This window comes from Paraburkholderia sp. BR10923 (assembly GCF_040948765.1).
Lineage (GTDB): Bacteria > Pseudomonadota > Gammaproteobacteria > Burkholderiales > Burkholderiaceae > Paraburkholderia > Paraburkholderia youngii.
The window spans coordinates 70,819-89,290 of record NZ_JBFPKO010000018.1 but is presented as its reverse complement, the minus strand read 5'-3'; the positions used below and the strand labels follow the sequence as shown (position 1 = coordinate 89,290).

The 18,472-nt window shown below is 64.1% G+C and carries 17 protein-coding genes; 5 read left to right on the top strand and 12 right to left on the bottom strand.

Features of this window, described 5'->3' with window-relative positions; translation table 11 throughout:
* Window positions 1–17: 17 nt before the first annotated feature.
* The 7 genes from AB3X94_RS28075 to AB3X94_RS28045 all read right to left on the bottom strand — a co-directional run bounded on the left by AB3X94_RS28075 (window position 18) and on the right by AB3X94_RS28045 (window position 9,284).
* A complete protein-coding gene (locus tag AB3X94_RS28075; RefSeq protein WP_176107788.1) occupies window positions 18–1,730 on the bottom strand; it encodes a SulP family inorganic anion transporter in 1,713 nt (570 codons plus the stop codon).
* A gap of 661 nt (window positions 1,731–2,391) precedes the next feature.
* On the bottom strand, window positions 2,392–3,444 hold the full coding sequence (locus tag AB3X94_RS28070; RefSeq protein ID WP_176366681.1) for a substrate-binding domain-containing protein: 1,053 nt from the start codon (window positions 3,442–3,444) through the stop codon (window positions 2,392–2,394).
* Window positions 3,445–3,489: 45 nt separating this feature from the next.
* On the bottom strand, window positions 3,490–4,650 hold the full coding sequence (locus AB3X94_RS28065) for an ABC transporter ATP-binding protein (protein ID WP_368613294.1): 1,161 nt from the start codon (window positions 4,648–4,650) through the stop codon (window positions 3,490–3,492).
* A 3-nt stretch (window positions 4,651–4,653) separates the two neighbouring features.
* On the bottom strand, window positions 4,654–5,571 hold the full coding sequence (locus AB3X94_RS28060; protein ID WP_176107785.1) for a carbohydrate ABC transporter permease: 918 nt from the start codon (window positions 5,569–5,571) through the stop codon (window positions 4,654–4,656).
* A complete protein-coding gene (locus tag AB3X94_RS28055; protein WP_176124737.1) occupies window positions 5,568–6,524 on the bottom strand; it encodes a carbohydrate ABC transporter permease in 957 nt (318 codons plus the stop codon). The genes AB3X94_RS28060 and AB3X94_RS28055 overlap by 4 nt, the downstream gene beginning before the upstream one ends.
* Before the next feature lie 8 nt (window positions 6,525–6,532).
* On the bottom strand, window positions 6,533–7,771 hold the full coding sequence (locus AB3X94_RS28050; RefSeq protein WP_368613293.1) for an ABC transporter substrate-binding protein: 1,239 nt from the start codon (window positions 7,769–7,771) through the stop codon (window positions 6,533–6,535).
* Between the two features lie 94 nt (window positions 7,772–7,865).
* Window positions 7,866–9,284: a GH1 family beta-glucosidase gene (locus AB3X94_RS28045; protein ID WP_368613292.1), complete on the bottom strand. Its 1,419-nt coding sequence runs from the start codon at window positions 9,282–9,284 to the stop codon at window positions 7,866–7,868.
* A 320-nt stretch (window positions 9,285–9,604) separates the two neighbouring features.
* Here AB3X94_RS28045 and AB3X94_RS28040 point away from each other — a divergent pair, with 320 nt between their 5' ends.
* Window positions 9,605–9,991 (top strand): ester cyclase, encoded by a 387-nt coding sequence (locus AB3X94_RS28040; RefSeq protein WP_176366676.1) that lies wholly within the window; start codon window positions 9,605–9,607, stop codon window positions 9,989–9,991.
* Between the two features lie 120 nt (window positions 9,992–10,111).
* On the opposite strand, the gene AB3X94_RS28035 is transcribed toward AB3X94_RS28040, so the two are convergent.
* Window positions 10,112–10,267, bottom strand: coding sequence for a hypothetical protein (locus tag AB3X94_RS28035; protein WP_368613291.1), 156 nt, complete (start codon window positions 10,265–10,267; stop codon window positions 10,112–10,114).
* An 82-nt stretch (window positions 10,268–10,349) separates the two neighbouring features.
* The gene (locus AB3X94_RS28030; RefSeq protein ID WP_368613290.1) at window positions 10,350–11,594 is read right to left on the bottom strand and encodes a DUF1479 domain-containing protein; all 1,245 of its coding nucleotides are present in this window, start codon (window positions 11,592–11,594) and stop codon (window positions 10,350–10,352) included.
* A 95-nt stretch (window positions 11,595–11,689) separates the two neighbouring features.
* Between AB3X94_RS28030 and AB3X94_RS28025 the strand changes: the two genes are divergently transcribed.
* From AB3X94_RS28025 to AB3X94_RS28015, 3 genes are all read left to right on the top strand, one after another.
* Entirely contained in the window at window positions 11,690–12,655 is a 966-nt protein-coding gene (locus tag AB3X94_RS28025; RefSeq protein ID WP_368613289.1) for a helix-turn-helix domain-containing protein, read from the top strand.
* 65 nt (window positions 12,656–12,720) lie between these two features.
* On the top strand, window positions 12,721–13,668 hold the full coding sequence (locus AB3X94_RS28020; protein ID WP_176107777.1) for a lactate dehydrogenase: 948 nt from the start codon (window positions 12,721–12,723) through the stop codon (window positions 13,666–13,668).
* A 52-nt stretch (window positions 13,669–13,720) separates the two neighbouring features.
* The gene (locus AB3X94_RS28015) at window positions 13,721–15,199 is read left to right on the top strand and encodes a DASS family sodium-coupled anion symporter (RefSeq protein WP_176107776.1); all 1,479 of its coding nucleotides are present in this window, start codon (window positions 13,721–13,723) and stop codon (window positions 15,197–15,199) included.
* A 188-nt stretch (window positions 15,200–15,387) separates the two neighbouring features.
* Here AB3X94_RS28015 and AB3X94_RS28010 read toward each other — a convergent pair whose 3' ends face one another.
* From AB3X94_RS28010 to ftrA, 3 genes are all read right to left on the bottom strand, one after another.
* On the bottom strand, window positions 15,388–16,605 hold the full coding sequence (locus AB3X94_RS28010) for a DUF2252 domain-containing protein (RefSeq protein WP_176107775.1): 1,218 nt from the start codon (window positions 16,603–16,605) through the stop codon (window positions 15,388–15,390).
* Between the two features lie 75 nt (window positions 16,606–16,680).
* Entirely contained in the window at window positions 16,681–16,857 is a 177-nt protein-coding gene (locus AB3X94_RS28005; RefSeq protein WP_176107774.1) for a hypothetical protein, read from the bottom strand.
* Window positions 16,854–17,813 carry a transcriptional regulator FtrA gene (ftrA, locus tag AB3X94_RS28000; RefSeq protein WP_368613288.1) on the bottom strand — a complete coding sequence of 320 codons (960 nt, stop codon included), beginning with the start codon at window positions 17,811–17,813 and terminating at the stop codon, window positions 16,854–16,856. The genes AB3X94_RS28005 and ftrA overlap by 4 nt, the downstream gene beginning before the upstream one ends.
* A gap of 108 nt (window positions 17,814–17,921) precedes the next feature.
* On the opposite strand from ftrA, the gene AB3X94_RS27995 reads away from it, so the two are divergent.
* Complete coding sequence (locus AB3X94_RS27995) at window positions 17,922–18,377, top strand: rhodanese-like domain-containing protein (RefSeq protein WP_176107772.1); 456 nt, start codon at window positions 17,922–17,924, stop codon at window positions 18,375–18,377.
* Window positions 18,378–18,472 lie beyond the last annotated feature (95 nt).

Genomic DNA, 18,472 nt, shown 5'->3' with positions numbered 1-18,472 from the left:
CGCACGCGCCCTCCCCGTTATGGCGCTCCCTTCACCTGCTCATGCGGCTTCTCCACCCCCGCCATGCTCAGCGCCTCATGCAGCGTGCCGAAAATGCAGCGCTCCTCGACGATCGGCGTGATGCCATGCCGATCCATATCCGAGCGCAAATAACGATTCACGCGCGCAAAGACCACTTCGATCCGATCGCGCTTGAGCGCCGCGCACAACTCGCCCACCGAGCGCGCCGCCGAATAATCGACATCCGTAATCGCGCTCGCATCGACGACGAACCAGCGCACGGCGTTCGGTGCGTGCTCGATCAGGCGGCGCGCATCGTCGACGAAAAAATGATCGTTCGCGTAGAACAGGTCGGCGCCGAAGCGATAGACGATCAGCCCCGGCGCGGTCTCGATGCCGGGCACCGCCGGCACCGGCACCCACATGCCGTCGCCATTGGGCGCGAGCATCATCGTGTGCGGGCGGTAGCTGTGTCGGACGTGACGCAGCAACGACAACGCGACCGCGACCAGAATGCCGTGCTCGACGCCGATCAGCACGACCGCCGCCGCCGTGAACAACGCTAGCGCGAATTCGCCGGGACTTTCGCGGCGAATCGAAAAGAGCGACTGCACGTTGATCAGGCCGACCGCAATCGTAAACACGATGCTCGCGAGAATGCAGTGGGGCAAATACTGCAGATAGCGGCTGAAAAACAGCAGCACGATCACCACGACCGCAGCGAACACGAGCTGCGCGAACTGGCTGCGTGTGCCGGCTCGATCGGCCATCGCGGTCTGCGTCGGGCTGCCGTTGACGACGAACGCGCCGGAAAACGCCGCCGCCGCGTTGGCGGCCGCGATGCCGAGCAGGTCCGCGTTGGTATCGACCACCTCGTGATAGCGCTCGGCGAACACCCGGCTCGCGGCGGCGCTTTGCGCGACGATCATCACGAAGCACGACGCCGCGACCGGCACGAGATCGAGCGTCTGCTGCCACGTCACCGACGGAACTCGCAGCGGCGGCAAGCCGCCCTCCACCGGACCGAGAATCGAGATGCCGTGCGCGGCGAATCCGAACAGGTCGCTCGCGGCAATGCCTCCGACGACCGCGATCAACGGCACCGGCAGGCGCGGCCAGAAACGCTTGCAGACGAGAATCGCAGCCACCACGAAGAGCGAGATCGCCAGCGTCGGCCGATTGATCTGCGCGGCCTTGCTCACGACGAGCAGCAGTTGGTCCACACTGCGCGTCGCATGTCCGGGCACGCCGAGCATGTCTGCGAGCATCGCGATGCCGACCTGCACGCCGACGCCGGCGAGAAAGCCGACCAGCACGGTGCGCGACAGGAAGTCGGCGAGAAAACCGAGCTTGAAGATGCGCGCGACGAGCAACAACCCGGCCGTCAGCAGCGCGACCATCGCCGCGAGCGCCGCGTATTCGGCGCTCGACGCGGCTGCCATCGTCTCGAGACGGCTCGCGAAGATCGTCGCCGTGGCCGAATCGGCAGCGACGACCAGATGCCGCGACGCGCCGAAAAACGCGAACGCGACGAGCGGCAGGAATACCGTATAAAGCCCGGTGACGGCCGGCATGCCGGCAATGCGCGCATAGCCGAGCACCTGCGGTATATCCATCGACGCAAGCTGCACACCGGCCAGCGCATCACGCGCCGCCGCGATCCGGCTCAAAGGAAGAACGCCCTTCAGCACGCTCGCACGTGCCGCCATTTTCTGCAGAGAATCTCGCATATGCGATGCCGACCCAAATCGAAGGTAATCGCGCATCGTGCCGCGAACCCGCACGCCAAGGCAAGACTTGCTGAAAGGTAAAACGGGCTATTGACGAAAACGAAAACGAGAAAGCAAATCGAAAGGATGCAAACGGTTGCCCCTTTCAAATTGACGACGAACCAACGAATGCGAATCGCAATGCGAAAATTTCCACGGCACGGCCGCGGAAAAAAACGCGCGAAAAAAATCTACCGTTTGAAACGTCCGGTCTGCGGATCCACATGGCGCGCAAAGCTAAACAGCGCAGCGATGCCGATCGGACAGGCGATCAGAAAGATGGCCAGCATCACACTCACCCCGTAACAACTTGTTACAGCGGAGTTTAAAGAAATCTGACGCAAGTTTAATGAGGGAAAACCGCAAAGCAGTCTTGCGAAGAATTACGACGACCTTTAAAAGACCGTCACATCCGTAAGTGAAAACGCGAATAAGCGCGCGACGGCTCGCGTCAAAAAACTCGAAGAAAAATCCGTTGGACTACGAGAAAAGCCTCGCCGCGTATAGCTGGTAGCCGCGTCCCCGTTTAGTTCGCAAGTTTGAAACGGCGCCGGCATAACACAGCCGGGACGGCGCGCGTCCGCGCGCCACACATCACACTGCCACGATTAGGCAAATCCTTCTACCGGGTTGCGCCACGCGTATTTTTCTTCTGTATCGGCGCTGGCCCGACCGATTCGCGCATCGTCACGCTGACCGGAAACTCGCGGAAGATCTCCCACGTGGTGCCGTAACACTGGTTGATCAGCCAGCGCACCGCGTTTTGCGTCAGGTCTCCGGTCGGAATATGCACCGACGTGAGCCCGGGCGCCGCGTACGCGGCCGAGTAGTCGTCGTCGTAGCTGATCACGGAAATGTCGTTCGGCACCGAAATGCCCGCCTGGTGAAAACGCGCGAGCACGGCCACAGCCATCGTGTCGTTCGCGCAGAACAGGCCGGTCACGCGCCGCTGCGTCTCGAGCAGCTTCTGCGCGGCCGCGTAGCCGCCTTCGGGCGAGAAGTCGGATTCGATCAGCAGGACGTCGTCGCGCGCAATGCCTGCTCGCGCGAGTTCGGCGAAAAAGCCGTCGATCCGCATCACGTTGTCCGACGCGGTAGCGGGCCCGGAAATCACCGCGATGTCGCGATGCCCGTGATCGAGCAGCGTGCGCGCCGCGAGTTCGCCGCCGCGCCGATGATCCGCGCTGAACGACGCTTCCGGCAACTGCTCGAACGCGCGATTCAGGAACACCATCTTCGGATGCATGCCATGCAGCATGATCAGGTCTTCGTCGTGCAGATCGTGGCTGATCACGACCACGCCATCGCAATCGCGGCCGATCAGAAAGCGCACTGCCTCGATTGCCTGCTCGCGCGGCGACACCTCGCCGCAACCGGTCGCGACCACGACATGCCGGCCGACCGCGCGCAACTCGGTGTCGGTCTGCTTCAGGATCGTGCCGTAGTACGGACCAAAGAAGGTCGGCACGAAGATGCCTATGATGCCTAGCTGCTGCGTCGCCATTGCCCGGCCGATCGACGACGGGCGGAAGTTCAGCGCCTCGATCGCCGCCTTAACGCGCGCCGCGGCATCGGCGGAAATCGGTCCCTTGCCGGAAATCGCTCGTGAGGCGGTCGACATGCCGACGCCGGCCAGTTGCGCGACGTCCTTGAGTGTTGCCACGCGGTTCTCCATCAAACCTGTCTCGACGAGCCGCTTCGCGCGTGACGCGGCGCGGCGTTATAAGCGCGCGCCGCTCGCTTCGTCGAATAGCGAGACATGCGCGGCGTCGAACGAGAACGCCACGCTGTCATCCTCCGCAATCGGCGCTTTTGTTTGATCGATCGACGCGATCTGTTCGCCATGATAGTCGAGCCAGATCACGCGGTGGTTGCCCATCGGCTCCATCAGCGAAACTTTTCCGCGCTCGCTGCCGCCTGCCGTGATATGCACGTCTTCGGCGCGCACACCGAGTACGCACGGCACACCGTGCGCGGGTGCCTGCGTGAACTCGTATGCCGACACGTCGATCTGCGCATTCCCGGAGCAGAAGTGGAGCACGCCGTCGCGCGTTTCGAGCATGCCCTTCAGCAGATTCATCGCCGGCGAGCCGAGGAAGGTCGCGACGAACAGGTTGTTCGGCCGCGCATAGACCTCGGCCGGCGTGCCGAACTGCTGGATCACGCCGCCGCGCATCACGGCCATCCGTGTCGCGAGCGTCATCGCCTCGACCTGGTCGTGCGTCACGTAGATCATCGTCGCGCCGAGGCTGTGGTGCAGTTGCTTCAGCTCACGGCGCAGCTCGGTGCGCAGCTTCGCGTCGAGGTTCGACAGCGGTTCGTCGAACAGGAACACATCGGCTTCGCGCACGATCGCGCGGCCGATCGCGACGCGCTGCCGCTGTCCGCCCGACAGCTGCGACGGCTTGCGCTTGAGCAGCGGCCCCAGTTGCAGCATCTCCGACGCGCGTGCGACACGCCTTGCGATTTCCGCCTTCGGCGTGCCGTTGATGCGCAGCGCGAACGACAGGTTGCGCTCGACGCTCATGGTCGGATAGAGCGCGTACGACTGGAACACCAGCGCGATGCGGCGATCTTTCGGATCGGCCCACGTCATGTCCTCGCCGGCGATCTCGATGCTGCCGTCGCTGACGTCGATCAATCCGGCGATGCTGTGCAGCAGCGTGGACTTGCCGCAGCCCGACGGCCCCAGCAGCACGACGAACTCGCCGGCGAGCACGTCGAGATCGAGGTTCTCGATCACCGTGTTCGCGCCGAGCCGAATCGTCAGATTGCGGACCGCCACATTGGCCGGATGCGTGAGCGCCGCGGCGTCGGAGGCAGCGCCCGCGCTTGCACCCGGCACGGCGGCCGCATCGATCGTATTAGCCATGTCTGTCATGCCTTACCCCTTGACGGCGCCCGACGCAATGCCGCGCACGAACCAGCGGCCCGAGATGAAATAAACCGCGAGCGGCACCATCGACGTCAGAATGGTCGCCGCCATATTGACGTTGTAGAGCCGCTCACCGGTCGTCGTGTTGATGATGTTGTTCAGTTGCACCGTCATCGGCAGATTCTTCGTGCCGGCGAACACGAGGCCCAGAATGTAGTCGTTCCAGATGTTCGTGACCTGCATGATCAGCGCGACGACGATGATCGGTGTCGACATCGGCAGCATCAGCTGAAAGAAGATGCGCCAGAAACTGCCGCCGTCGATGCGCGCGGCCTTGAACAGCTCCTGCGGAATCGACGCGTAGTAGTTGCGGAACAGCAGCGTCATCACCGGCATGCCGAACATCGTGTGAATCAGCACGATGCCGGGCAGCGAGCTGAACAGATGCACGCTCGCGAGCACCCGCACGAGCGGATAGATCATCACCTGCACCGGAATGAACGCGCCGACCAGCAGCACGCCGAACAGCAGGCCCGCGCCGCGCGGCCGCCAGAACGACAGCGCGTAGCCGTTCACCGCGCCGACCATGATCGACAGCACCGTGCTCGGCGCGACGATGCGCACCGAGTTCCAGAAGCCGACCCGAATGCCGTTGCAATCGAGCCCGGTACAGGCCGACTGCCATGCGGCAACCCACGCGTCCAGCGTGAAATGCATCGGAAACCCAAGCAGATTGCCGAGGCGGATTTCGCTCATCGGTTTGACCGACGTGACCAGCATCACGTAGAGCGGCAACAGAAAAAACACCGCGGCGGTCAGCAGGAACGCGTAGATGCCGAGGCGCGCCGGCGAGAACACCGAACGGCGAGGCCGCGTGCGCGCGCGCTGCGGCAGGCCGCCTTTGAGCGTGGAATCGAGCGTGTTCATCCTCTCTCCCCGCGCAGCGCCGCACGGCTGCGTGCATAGAAGAATGGCGCGAGAACCGCGAGCACCGTCGCGAGCAGCACGATCGATGCTGCCGACGCAAGGCCGATATTCGCGCGTCCGAACAGATAGTCCATGATGAATTTGGCCGGCACTTCGCTGGCGGTGCCGGGGCCGCCCTGGGTCATCGCGACGACAGCGTCGTACAGCTTCACGACCATCACGAACAGCAACACGAACGCGGTCGAGATCGACGGTCCGAGCATCGGCACCACGATGCTCGCATACACGCGCCAGCGTGGAATGCCGTCGATGCGCGCGGCTTTCCACAACTCTTCGTCGATGCCGCGCAAGCCCGCGAGCAGCAGCGCCATCACGAGGCCCGAAGCCTGCCAGACGGTCGCGATCACGATCGTGTAGATGACCCAGTCCTGATCGACGATCCAGTCGAAGCGCGCATGCGGGAAGCCGAGGTTGCGCAGCACCTGCTGCGCCCCGAGCGAGGGATTCAGAATCCACTGCCACACGAGCCCGGTCGCAACGAACGACATCGCGTACGGATACAGAAACACCGTGCGCAACGCGCCTTCCGCAACCACCCGTTGATCGATGAAGATCGCCAGCAGCAAACCGATCACCATGCACGCGACGATGAAGCACGCGCCATAGATCACGATGTTCTGCAGCGACATCAGCCAGCGGTCGTTGTGGAACAGCCGTACGTACTGCGTGAGGCCCGCGAAGTCGTTCGACGGAAATGTGTGCGAATTGCTGAGCGACACGCGTGCGGTCCAGACCATCGTGCCCAGATACGTGAACACGACGGTCAGGAGCATCGGCAGCAAGGCCAGCCAGACCGCGATCGAAAACCGCCGGTTCAGCGGCTTGTTTCGCGGCCTGGGTTGCGACTTGCCCGGTGGGTTCGAACCCTCGGCTGGCAGCTTGAGCGCGTGCATGGCGAGGCCTAGCCCTTCAGTGCGCTGGCGAACGCTTTCTGCGCGTCGTCGACGGACTCGTTCTTGTTCCAGAAGTTCGTCACGACGTCAGTCAGCGCACCCTGCGTGTCGGGCGACAGCAGCATTTCCGGGTTCGGCAACTGGCGCGACTTGTCCTTCATGATCGCGATGCCCTCCTTCGCGCAGATGTCGAGGCTGCTTTCATCCACGTCACCCCGAATCGGAATCGAGCCCTTCTTCGCACTGAACGCAACCTGCGCGGACGGTGAGGTCATCACCGTGGCGAGCAGATTCTGCGCCTTGATCGCCGACGCGCTGTCGGTCTTCGGGAACACGAACACGTCGCCCGCAACCAGGTACGGCGAACGCGGACCGAAGCCCGGGAAGCAGCCGAAGTCCTTGCCCGCGGTCTGATTCGCCGCGACGAACTCGCCCTTTGCCCAGTCGCCCATGATCTGAATGCCGGCCTTGCCCGAAGTCACGAGCGCGGTCGCGTCGTTCCAGTTGCGGCCAGGCGAGCCCGGGTCGACGTAGTCGTGCAGCTTCTTGAACGACACGAGCACCTTCTTGAACGCCTCGGAATTCACCGCGTTCTGATCGTGATCGCGATAGACCTTCATATACAGGTCCGGGCCGCCCACATCGGCGAGCACCGCGTCGAACGTGATCTTCTCCTGCCACGGCTGGCCGCCGAACGCGAGCGGAATCACGCCCGCGCTCTTCAGCTTGCCGAGATCGGCGATGAATTCGTCGTAGCTTTTGGGCTCGCTCGCGATGCCCGCTTTCTGGAACACCGGCTTCGAGTAGAAGAACCACGCCGGCATATGGATGTCGACCGGCGCCGCGTAGAAATGGCCCTTCACGCGGATGCTGTCGAGAATCGATTGCGGAAAAATGCCGTTCCAGTTTTCTTTCGCGGCGACGTCGTCGACGTTATTCAGGAGTCCCTGATCGACCAGATCATGGAACTGCTTTGACGTATTGAACTGTGCGGCTGTGGGTGGATCGCCGCCGACGATGCGGTTGATCGCGGTGGCGCGCGCCTGGTCCCCGCCGGCGACCGCGTTGTCGACCCATTGGCCGCCGGCCTTGTCGTACGCGACGGCAAACTGACGAATTGCGGCCGACTCGCCGCCCGAGGTCCACCAGTGAATCACGTTAGCCTTGAGCGGCTCCGCGTGCGCGACGACGCCATACAGCGCCAGTGCCGCAACTACGCCTCGCAAGACCATTCTGTTGCTGTTCATTCCGTCTCCTCCAGGCTCCGCGCCCGTGTGTCAAGTCGAAATACCAACCAGCTCCACCCGGTTTTACATCGTTGCTGCGTCGTTTTGATTGTGTTTATTGCGCCTGCGCCTTGCGATCTTCGAGGAATTTCGACACCAGCTCCGCGCTGCGTTTAATCGTGCGCTTCTGCGTCTGGTAGTCGACGTGCACGATGCCGAAGCGCCGCTCATAGCCGAAAGCCCACTCGAAGTTGTCCATCAGCGACCACAGGAAATAGCCGCGCACGTCGACGCCCGCCTTGATCGCCTGATCGACCGCGGCGAGATGGCGCTTCAGGAACGAGATGCGCTGCGTGTCCTCGACGCGGCCGTCGATGACCTTGTCGTCCGATGCCATGCCGTTCTCGGTGATGTAGATCGGCGGCAGATTGGCATAGGTGTCCTTGAAGCCGGTCAGCAGATCGCGAAGACCGTCAGGGTAAACCTCCCATCCCATCTGCGTACGCTCGACATCTGCAAGCGGCACGTCCTTGAATCCATGACCGCCGTCGCTCGCCACGTTGGTGCGGAAATAATAGTTGATGCCGAGGAAATCGAGCGGCGTATTGATCGTCTGCAGATCACCTTCGAGCACCAGCGGCTCGCTGCCCGGCCACAGCTCGACCAGGTCTTGCGGATACTCGCCCTTGAACAGCGGATCGAGAATCCACGCGTTGTGCTGAACTTCGAACAGTTCGGCCGCGCGACGGTCGGCGGCGCTGTCGCTATTCGGCGTGCCGCGCCCGACGTTCGCGACGATGCCCTTGTGCGAACGCGGATCGTTCGCGCGCAGCACCGGAATCGCGAGACCGTGCGCGAGCAGCAGATGATGCATGGCCTGCGCGGCGAAACGCAGGTTCGAGAGTCCCGGTGCGTGATGACCGTTGCCGTAGCCGAGATACGCCGAACACCACGGTTCGTTGAGCGTCGCCCACGCATCGACGAAGCCGTGCAGTTCGCGGCTCATCAGATCCGCGTAATCGACGAAACGGTACGCGGTTTCGCGATTGAGCCAGCCGCCGCGATCTTCGAGATGCTGAGGCAGATCCCAGTGATACAGCGTGACGAAAGTCGTGATGTTCTTCTCCTTTAGCCGCCCGAGCAGGCGCTTGTAGAAGTCGAGTCCCTTGTGGTTCGGCGCGCCGTTTTCGTCCATCACACGCGGCCATGCGGTCGACAGCCGGTACGCTTCGAGGCCGAGGCCCGCGAGCAGATCGACGTCCTGTTCCCAGCGATGATAGTGATCGCATGCGACGGCGCCGGTGTCCCCCGCGAGCACCTTGCCCGGTGTGGCCGAGAACGTGTCCCAGATCGACGGCAGGCGGCCGTCTTCATTGACCGCGCCTTCGATCTGATACGACGCGGTGGCCGCGCCGAGCAGGAAATCCTGGCGCCATAGCGACGAATCGGCGGGCGGTGTGAATGGATCGGAATGCGGGTCGCCGTGAGCGCTTGGTTGTTCGGCGTCGACGACTGCGGATGCGTTGTTTACCACGGATTCTCTCCTGCGATGAGGTCGTTGAACCGGGTGTGGCGGAACTCGATGCGCTCTCGTTCGAACTTACTGGGAACGCTTAAGTGGAAGCGCTTCCACACTGTCGAGTGAACGATAACAGTGGCGAAATCGGAGCAGCAATCCGGGTTTGTCTGGAGAGGGTTTCTCGCATCCGTGCGAGGGTGATGCGGGGTGCATCGAGGTCGTTCGACTGCAGCGGATGGTTGCGGCTTCAGACGAAGATCCCGAGCCGCCATTCAACGCTAAATCCCAGATCGCCGACAATCTGCTTATCTACCTAGGCATGGAAGACGATTGCGATGAGCGAATTCAATCTGTCGAAACTCTACCGCGGATATATCGCCTGTCTGAACACGCAGGACTGGTCAAAGCTGCGGGACTTCGTTGGCGAAGACGTGAAGTACAACGGACAACGAATCGGTTTGCCCGGCTATCGCGAGATGCTGGAAAGAGATTTCCGCGAAATTCCGGACCTGCACTTCGAGATTCAGATGCTGGTTTGCGAGCCGCCGCATATCGCAAGCCGATTGCATTTCGATTGCACGCCCATCGGCATGTTTCTCGGGCTTCCCGTGCAAGGCAAACGCGTCGAGTTCTGCGAGAACGTCTTCTACGAGTTCGGTGACGGCAAGATCCAGCAAGTCTGGTCGGTCATCGACAAAGCCGCGATCGAGAGTCAGTTGTAGCGGCGCAGGGACACGCCGCGCTCACGCGCTGCGCCGTGGCATCAGCCCGTCGCCACGATTGACGCTGCACTGAACCGCCCAGCGGCACATCTATTTTATTTATCGAGCGAATGCGCTCGTCTACGGCTTGTCGTCTTCGCGATCGGGGTCGATGTCGGGATCGAGCGGCGGCGCGTCCGGGTCCTGCGATGGACCGATGTCGGGCAGATCGGTCTGCACGACGTCGGACTGATCCGGCCGGAGCGGGTTTTCGTCCTTGTTCGGTGTGGTGGCCATGGCCGGTCCTCCTTGGGTCGTTGCCATGCTGAAATGGCAGCAAGTTCCGCTCCCGGTCCAGAGGCAGCCATGTCCCTTCCGCTCACGAATCGAAGCCCATCTGCGCACGGCCAAGCTCGGTGAGATCGTCCGCCGTCGCGCGGCCGACGAAATCGACTTCGAAGTTATCGGCCGGAAAATCCGGCGGGCTCCTGCCTTCGAGAAAGCTCGGCAGTTGCCGCTTCAGGTACGCATCGTTTTTCGCGCAGGCCGGCAGCGAAGCGATATACATCACGTTGCTATAACCGTTGCCGCGATGCTCGTCCTCGACCGCGTGAATGACGTCGCTATGCCAGAACACGGTGTCGCCCGCCTGCATCAACGGAATCGAAGACAGCGCATGAAACAGCGGCGCGTGATACTCGGACTTGATCGACAGCGCGCGCCCCGGCATCGCTCCGCACAGATCGTCTTCGGCGACATCATCCTGAAGCGCGCGCAACAGGATGTAGACCATCGAGTTCGCCATCGGCACCAATTGCAGTGTGCCGTCGCCCGGACCTTGCGGCGTCAGCGCGGTCCAGCCCTGGAACGTGCGGAACATCGAACAGACGGCCGGCGAAGCGATCTCCTCGACTTCGGTGCGCCACGCGGCATCGAACGGATCGTAGTCGCGCCAGTGGCCAGAGAACACATGGCGATAGACGTTGCGGAAATTCGGCTCGATCCAGCGCTCGACCGAACCACCGTCGCAATGGGCGGACAATCCGAGCGATTCCGATCCGGGCGGCCGGCGACGCAGGCGGTCCGCATACACCGGCACATGGTTCGGATCGAAATGCACGCGCCCTTCGCTCTCGGTGCGCCACAGCCGGTTCAGGAACACGCGGGCCTGGGTGAGCGCGCTCGACTGGCGCGCGAGCACCTGCGGCTTCGACCAGTACACGCCGTAGATTTGCGGCTTGCTCGAAGCGAGCTGGCCGAAGTACTTGTCTTCCGCGCGATTCAGCAGCTTGGCGTCGAGGTCGTTGCGCTCGACGTATTCCGCGATGTCCTGATCCCATTGCTCGACGAGCGACCGGTCGAACACCCTGCGGATCACGCAGGCGCCGCGAGCTTTGACGAGCGCGATCTGCTCGTCGGTGACGCGGTTCGCGACGATGTCGGCGAACTGGATTTCCGGAATCACCGGCTCGCCGCGCTCACGCAGCGTTGCGATTCGCTCGGCCTCCTTCGTCATCGCCGCTGCGACGTCGGCGAACACTTCACGGTAGTTCGGCAGCATTGCGCGCAGTTCGCGCTTCGCTTGACGGATGGCTGCCGGCAGGTCGTCGATTTGCAAGGCCATTGCATCGTCTCCATGGGGTTTCTGATGCTTGAAGCGTACGCGAACGAGCAGTGCGCGCGTGATACTATCCGGTCAAAGATTTGACGATTTCGGACATGAAAGCCGCTTTCGAACATGTGGATTTTGGCCGGGACTGTTCGGTCAGGGTTTATCACCGCCGGCTGCCCCGCATCCCTTTCGAATGGCACCACCATCCCGAGTACGAGCTGACGCTGACGATGAACAGTCAGGGCAAGCGGTACATCGGCGACTCGGTCGCGACCTACGGCGCGGACGATCTGGTGCTGGTGCCGCCGAATCTGCCGCACACCTGGGCCTCGAACCGCTCGATCGACGCGGCGCACCCGCAGGTCGCGATCGTCGTCTGGTTCGACGGCGCGTGGTTGCGGCGACTCGCCGATGTCTGCCCCGAATACAACAGCCTCTGCGACCTGTTGCGCAGAGCGGCCTGCGGCCTCGCATTCGAAGAGGGTGCCGGCACGCGCATGCGCGAGCACCTGGACCGCCTGCTGTCCGACAAACCGCGCGAACGCTTGCAGGCGGCGCTCGACGTGCTGGATCTGCTGTCGACGCTTCCCGCCACGCCGCTCGCATCCCCAAGCGCATTCGCTGCGCGGACCGGCGCAGCCACTGGCCACGAATCCGATCAGCTCAATCGCGCGCTCGCATTGATCGAGACACAGTTCGCGCATCCGCTGCGGCTTTCCGCGCTTGCCAAGGCGTCGGGGCTGTCCGAGCGCTCTTTGACGCGGCATTTCACGCAGCATCTTGGCGAGAGCGTCGGGCGCTACGTGACGCGTGTGCGAATCGGCCACGCGTGCCGGATGTTGACGGACACGCAAGCGCCGATTTCCGTCATTGCGACGCGCTCCGGGTTTGCAAACGTGGCGAATTTCAACCGGCAATTCAAAGCCGCCAAGGCCATGACACCGGTTGAATTCAGGCACCAGTTCGCAGGCGCGCGGCGTGCCGAGCAACCGATGTCGCCGCAACTCACCGAGCGCTCGCCTTCTCTCCAGAGGCGGAAAAACGCGCCGCCGCCGTGTAGGACTAAGGTCTGATTGATGACAAACGCGCGCGTGCGACTATGCTTCGGGGGTGAAACCCGAACTTGACGAGGTTCGCGATGCGGCAGGCCAAGATCGTTATAGTCGGCGCGGGACTGGTTGGGGGATCGGCAGCCCTGTTCGTGGCGTTGGCCATTCCGAGCGCGAAAGTCGTCATCATCGACGTCGCGCGGGTGCGCGCTGAAGGGCAGGCTCTGGATCTCGCCCATGCCGCGGCATTCTGGGGGCACAGCCGGTTCCGCGCAGGGGACTACGAAGACGCGCGCGACGCCGACATCGTCGTGATCACGGCCGGCGCCGGGGTCAAACCCGGTGAGACGCGCCTGCACCTTGCCAGAACCAATGCGGAGATCGCGACCGAAATCGTCGGGCGCATTGCACCGCTCGCGCCCGAGGCCATCTACCTGATCGCAACCAACCCGTGCGACGTTCTGACCGGCGCCGTGTACGACCAGCTGCGTGGCGAGCGCGAGCGCGTCATCAGCACCGGCACCTCGCTCGACACCGGGCGGCTGCGCTCCCTGCTGTCCGAACGGCTCGGCGTGGTGGCCTCCGCGATTCACGCCTATGTGCTCGGCGAGCATGGCGAATCGGCGGTAATCCAATGGTCCGCCGCGACCGTCTGCGGCATGCCCCTCGAAACCTTCCTGACGAGGAACGGCAAGGAGCTTGGCCCCGCCAGCAGGGATCTGATCCTGCGCTCCGTTCACGAGGCGGCGAAGCTCATCAAGGAAGGCAAAGGCGCCACCCATTACGGCATCGCCAGCGCGATAGGCAGGATCTGCGAGGCCATCGTGCACGACATGGATCTGATCCTGACGGTCGGCATCGTCCAGCCCGAAGTGGAAGGCGTACCGGACGTGTGCGTGTCGCTGCCGATGGTCGTCAATGGCGCGGGCGCGCGCCTGATCGCCTATCCTGAACTTGACCCTATCGAGCGCGAGGCCTTGCTGGGCAGCGCGCGCATCGTCAAGGAGGCGACGCAAAGCGTGCTTCACGAGCGGTGACGCTTTCTCGCGCACTCCGAAAAGACCCAGCAACGCCGGCACGAGGTCCATCATGGCTCCCACACCTGCCAAGGTTTCACAACCCACCAGCTCCCCGCCCGCCACGCCGAAGCCCTCGGTCGGACTGCCGGCGGGCATCTGGAAATATCTGGTGCCGGTCGCGGTCGGCCTCGTGCTGTGGTTTCTGCCCGCGCCCGCCGGCCTGCAGCCGAAGGCTTGGCATATGTTCGCCGTGTTCGTCGCGACCATTGCGGGCATCATGACCGCCCCGCTGCCGATGTCGGTGGTTGCCATCATCGGCTCGACCATCGGCGTGCTGGTCGGCGTCCTGACGTTCGCCGACGTCACCCGATCCACCGGCACCGACCTCGTCTGGCTCGTGATGCTCGCGTTTTTCATTTCACGCGGCGTGATCAAGACCGGCCTTGGCCGCCGGATCGCGCTTCTGTTCATGCGATTGCTGGGAAAGCGCACGACGGGACTCGGCTACGGGCTCGTGCTGACCGAACTCGTGATCTCCCCCGCGATGCCGAGCATCACCGCGCGCGCGGGCGGCGTGATGTTGCCTATCACGCGAGCGATTTCCGAAGTGCTGGGCAGCCACGCCGACGATCCGGAGTCACGCGCGAAGGTGGGACGCTATCTGATCCTCTGCGCCTTTCACGCGAACATCATCACGGCGGGTATGTTCATCACGGCGATGGCGGGCAACCCGCTGGCCGTCAAGCTGGCCGCGGACCAGGGCGTGTCGATCAGCTGGCTCGACTGGGCGCTGGCGGCGTCCATCCCCGGTCTGCTGTGCCTCGCCGTGATTCCGATCGCGATGCTGTGGATCGCCCCGCCGCATGTCAGACGCACCCCCGATGCGACCGACCTCGCGCAACGGGAGCTCGCGACGATGGGCTCCATCTCGGTCAAAGAAATCATCATGGCGTGCATCTTCGTCGGCTTGCTGGTGCTGTGGGTGTTTGGCGACGATCTCGGCATCGGCGCGACGCTCGCGGCGGCGATCGGCGTGTCGTTGCTGTTCATCAGCGGCGTGCTGACCTGGCAGGACGCGCTGAACGAGAAGTCCGCCTGGGACACGATGATCTGGATCGGCCTGCTCATCATGCTGGCCTCCAAGCTCAACGAATATGGCATGGTGGCCTGGTTCGGCAAGGAATTCGGCGCGCATCTCGCGGGCTTTCCGATGCTGGCCGTCTATATGCTGGTGGCGGCGATCTATGTTTACATTCACTACTTTTTCGCCAGCGCCACCGCGCATATCAGCGCGCTGTTTCCACTTTCGATGGCGCTGATGGTCGCCGCCGGCGTCCCGCCCTTCGTCGCCGCGGTCTCGCTCGGCATTCTCAGCAATGTGAACGGTTGCCTGACGCAATATGGCATCGGCTCCGGTCCGGTGATGTTCGGCGCGGGCTACGTGACCCAGGGTGAATGGTGGAAGGCGGGCTTTCTGATGAGCCTGTTTTACATGGTCGCCTGGCTGGTGGTTGGGCCGCTTTGGTGGAAGTTGCTGGGGCACATATGAGACAACGCGACTTTCGACGCGCGGACCGGACGGCCCGCGCGCACGTGATTCTGCTGCGCTTCCCGCTTCGTCAATCGCGAGCGGGCCTGACTCGCGCAACTTCCCAGCTCGTCATCGAGCGGCGCCGATCACCGCGACGCCGTCAGCGGCGCTAAAACGCTCTCGCAGGCTGGCGAGACGAAGCTCGTCTACTGGCCCGCGCCGCTCGCCTCGAAACTCCCCCGGTCATAAGCCTCGCAATAAGCCTTCCAATCCGCCGCGACCTGTGCCTCGCACTGCGTGGCCAGATCGATCAACGGCAGTTGCCAATCGCGCCGACTGCCAAACGCGATCAGATCGTCCGCGATCGCCGACTTCTGCCGTCCTCCGCTGCGCAGATGCGCCCACGCGCTCAACTCGGCCATGCTGTTGATCACCGCTTCGAGCCGCGGCAGCTTGCCGTCCCAGTCGGCAAGGGCGACGCGATCTTCCGATGGCTGCAAACCGCGCAGCACATAGGAGCGCTGATTGAATTCGACCGCGTGCAAAAAGGCCTGCGAGACCGCCTGATTGCGCCGCTGCACCTCGACGACACGCTGCGCCTCGGTCTGCCACTTCGGCTGCGTTGCGCTCACGTGAGCACTGACCGACGATGACAGCGCCTCTTTCAGATCGATCAGGTAGTTGCCGTCGGGCGAGCCCTTGCCCTCGACCAGAATCACGTAGCGATCGACACCGAGGCTGCCCGTGCCCGCGATGCGTCGCGCGACATCGAGCGTGCGGTAGAAGTCGGGATTCGGCTCCGTCGCCGCGTACCGCTGCATGAACTGCACGACCGCCGCGCGCCGCTCATCGCTGACCGGCAGCGCTTTCTTGCCGTCGACCTTCAGCATGCGCGTCTTGCCCTTGAGCACCGTGCGCCGGTCCAGATGCGCGGCGCGCGTGCGGCTCGCGAGCGCGACGAACAGATCGCGCACCATGCCGACCGCGGTCTCCGCTTCGATCCAGCGCGACTTGCCGTACGCGAGCGCGGCGCCGTAGGCATCGAGCGCGGTGTGGCATAGCGCGAGCGCTTCAGCGCGGCTCAGCTTCAGGTCGGCCGCGCCGACCAGCACGCTCGTCAACAGACGCACCAGCTCGTACGGAGCCGGTGCGAGACAGGCTTCGTCGAAGTCGTTGTTGTCGAAGTAGACGAGGCGATTGTCGCCCTTGTAGCTGCCGAAATTTTCGAGGTGCATGTCGCCGCAGATCCACACGTGCGGCGCGTCGTCGAGGACGTTCGCGCGCGGCAGTCGCTGATAGAACAGATGACAGGTGCCGCGCAAAAACACGAACGGCGAGCCGCGCATGGCTTTGTATTTCATCGCGAGCCGTTCGGGGTCGCGCCCGGCGTTGAAGCTGGCGATGATCTTTGCGATGTCGGACATAGCGGGTTCCGTTGAATGAGCAAGCTCGACGTGAGCTGCGTGCCTGCTGCTGTGACCTCGGCGCGTGCCGCGAATTCAATGCCGGGTTCGGCGCGGATTCAGCGAACCCTGCGCGCTGCGCACTTCGTTGATCGAGGTCGCGACGAGCGCCGTGATCGGCGCTGGCTGGGCGGCCGCCGCATTCCTGAGCGCCGTCCACGTTTCCTGCCGCAGGCGCCGCCGCCGATGCGGCCGCGCGCCGCGCGCGCTCACCCCTCCCCGCCAAACCTGCGCCGATACGCCCCGGGACTCGTCAACGCGATCCGCCGAAAATGCCGCCGCAACGACTCCTCCGAGCCGAACCCCGCCAGCTCGGCGACGCGCGCCATCGGCAGCGGCGTGGCGGCTTCGAGCAACTCACGGGCAAGCGCGACGCGCTCCCTGACGAGCCATTCATAGGGCGCCATGCCGGTCGCGTCGCGGAACTGCCGTTGCAGCGTGCGCGTGCTCATTGCCGCCCGCCCGGCCAGCGAACTCAGCGTATGCGGCTCGGCCGCATGGCTGCGCATCCAGTCCATCAGCTTCGCGATCCGTCCGCTTTCGTCGTGCGGCATCGGACGCGGCACGAACTGCGCCTGGCCACCCTCGCGGTGCGGCGGCACCACGAGCCGTTGCGCGACCCGATTCGCGACCGCGCTGCCATGATCGCGCCGCACCAGATGCAGCAGCATGTCGAGCCCGGCCGCCGATCCCGCCGACGTGATCACCTGCCCTTCATCGACATACAGCGCGTCGGCCCGCACGCGCAGTTGCGGATAGCGCTGCTGCAACTTGTCCGCGTAGCGCCAGTGGGTCGTCACGGTCTTGCCGTCGAGCACGCCGGCCGCCGCGAGCACGAACACGCCCGAGCAGATCGAGCACAGCCGCGCGCCGCGCTCGTACGCCGCGCGGAGCCTGCGCAGCAGCGCGGCCGGCGGCACTTCGTCGGCATCGCGCCAACCCGGAATCACGATCGTGTCGGCGCTCGCGAGCAGCTTCAGCGTGTACGGCGCGGCCAGCGTGATGCCGCCCGCCGCACGGATGGGACCGGGCTCGCCCGCGCAGACCGCGAAGCGATACCACGGCACGCCGAGCTCGGGACGCTCGAGCGCGAACAGTTCCGTCACGCAACCGAATTCGAAGGTGCAGAGCCGGTCGTAGGCCAGCGCGACGACGAGATGATTGTGCATGGCGCGATGTTACCGAAGATTGACGATCACGCCACTTACCGGGTGACCCGCCGCTCGTCACAATCGACTCGGCCACCAGACCACCCGATCAACTCCTCGTTCCTTGCCATGACTCACGACAACCTCACCACCGCTCCGAACGCCGTCACCGCGATTCCCGCCGCCGACAGCGCCGCCGCGATCGCACACTTCCACGCGTCGCTGCGCTTCGAAACCGATTGCGCCGACGTCCACGCCGCGCTCGCGAGCGGCGCGCCCGGCTTCGTGCTGCTCGACGTGCGTAGTCCCGCGCTGTTCGCGCAGGGCCACGTGCCAGGCGCGCTGAATCTGCCGCACGGCAAGATCGTCGCGACGAAGCTCGCGGCCTATGCGCCGGACACGCTGTTCGTCACCTACTGCGCGGGCCCGCACTGCAACGGCGCGGCGCGCGGCGCACTGCGGCTCGCCCGGCTTGGGCGGCCCGTCAAGCTGATGGCGGGCGGCGTCACCGGCTGGCTCGACGAGGGCTTCGCGCTCAGCCGTCAGGACGCCAATCCGTCGTCCGACCCGCGCTCCGCCGCATAGCGCGGCCCGCCCTCGGACAAGCCTTCCAGTGCGGCTCCGCCATCGTCCGCGAGCCCGTTTTGGCCCCTGTTGGAAAGGCGCAAATAAGTTAAACA

Bases quoted from the DNA above. Each gene is read 5' to 3' on its own strand.
- AB3X94_RS28075 (WP_176107788.1), bottom strand. From the start codon at position 1,730: ATGCGAGATTCTCTGCAGAAAATGGCGGCACGTGCGAGCGTGCTGAAG.
- AB3X94_RS28070 (WP_176366681.1), bottom strand. From the start codon at position 3,444: ATGGAGAACCGCGTGGCAACACTCAAGGACGTCGCGCAACTGGCCGGC.
- AB3X94_RS28065 (WP_368613294.1), bottom strand. From the start codon at position 4,650: ATGACAGACATGGCTAATACGATCGATGCGGCCGCCGTGCCGGGTGCA.
- AB3X94_RS28060 (WP_176107785.1), bottom strand. From the start codon at position 5,571: ATGAACACGCTCGATTCCACGCTCAAAGGCGGCCTGCCGCAGCGCGCG.
- AB3X94_RS28055 (WP_176124737.1), bottom strand. From the start codon at position 6,524: ATGCACGCGCTCAAGCTGCCAGCCGAGGGTTCGAACCCACCGGGCAAG.
- AB3X94_RS28050 (WP_368613293.1), bottom strand. From the start codon at position 7,771: ATGAACAGCAACAGAATGGTCTTGCGAGGCGTAGTTGCGGCACTGGCG.
- AB3X94_RS28040 (WP_176366676.1), top strand. From the start codon at position 9,605: ATGAGCGAATTCAATCTGTCGAAACTCTACCGCGGATATATCGCCTGT.
- AB3X94_RS28035 (WP_368613291.1), bottom strand. From the start codon at position 10,267: ATGGCCACCACACCGAACAAGGACGAAAACCCGCTCCGGCCGGATCAG.
- AB3X94_RS28030 (WP_368613290.1), bottom strand. From the start codon at position 11,594: ATGGCCTTGCAAATCGACGACCTGCCGGCAGCCATCCGTCAAGCGAAG.
- AB3X94_RS28025 (WP_368613289.1), top strand. From the start codon at position 11,690: ATGAAAGCCGCTTTCGAACATGTGGATTTTGGCCGGGACTGTTCGGTC.
- AB3X94_RS28020 (WP_176107777.1), top strand. From the start codon at position 12,721: ATGCGGCAGGCCAAGATCGTTATAGTCGGCGCGGGACTGGTTGGGGGA.
- AB3X94_RS28015 (WP_176107776.1), top strand. From the start codon at position 13,721: ATGGCTCCCACACCTGCCAAGGTTTCACAACCCACCAGCTCCCCGCCC.
- AB3X94_RS28010 (WP_176107775.1), bottom strand. From the start codon at position 16,605: ATGTCCGACATCGCAAAGATCATCGCCAGCTTCAACGCCGGGCGCGAC.
- ftrA (WP_368613288.1), bottom strand. From the start codon at position 17,813: ATGCACAATCATCTCGTCGTCGCGCTGGCCTACGACCGGCTCTGCACC.
- AB3X94_RS27995 (WP_176107772.1), top strand. From the start codon at position 17,922: ATGACTCACGACAACCTCACCACCGCTCCGAACGCCGTCACCGCGATT.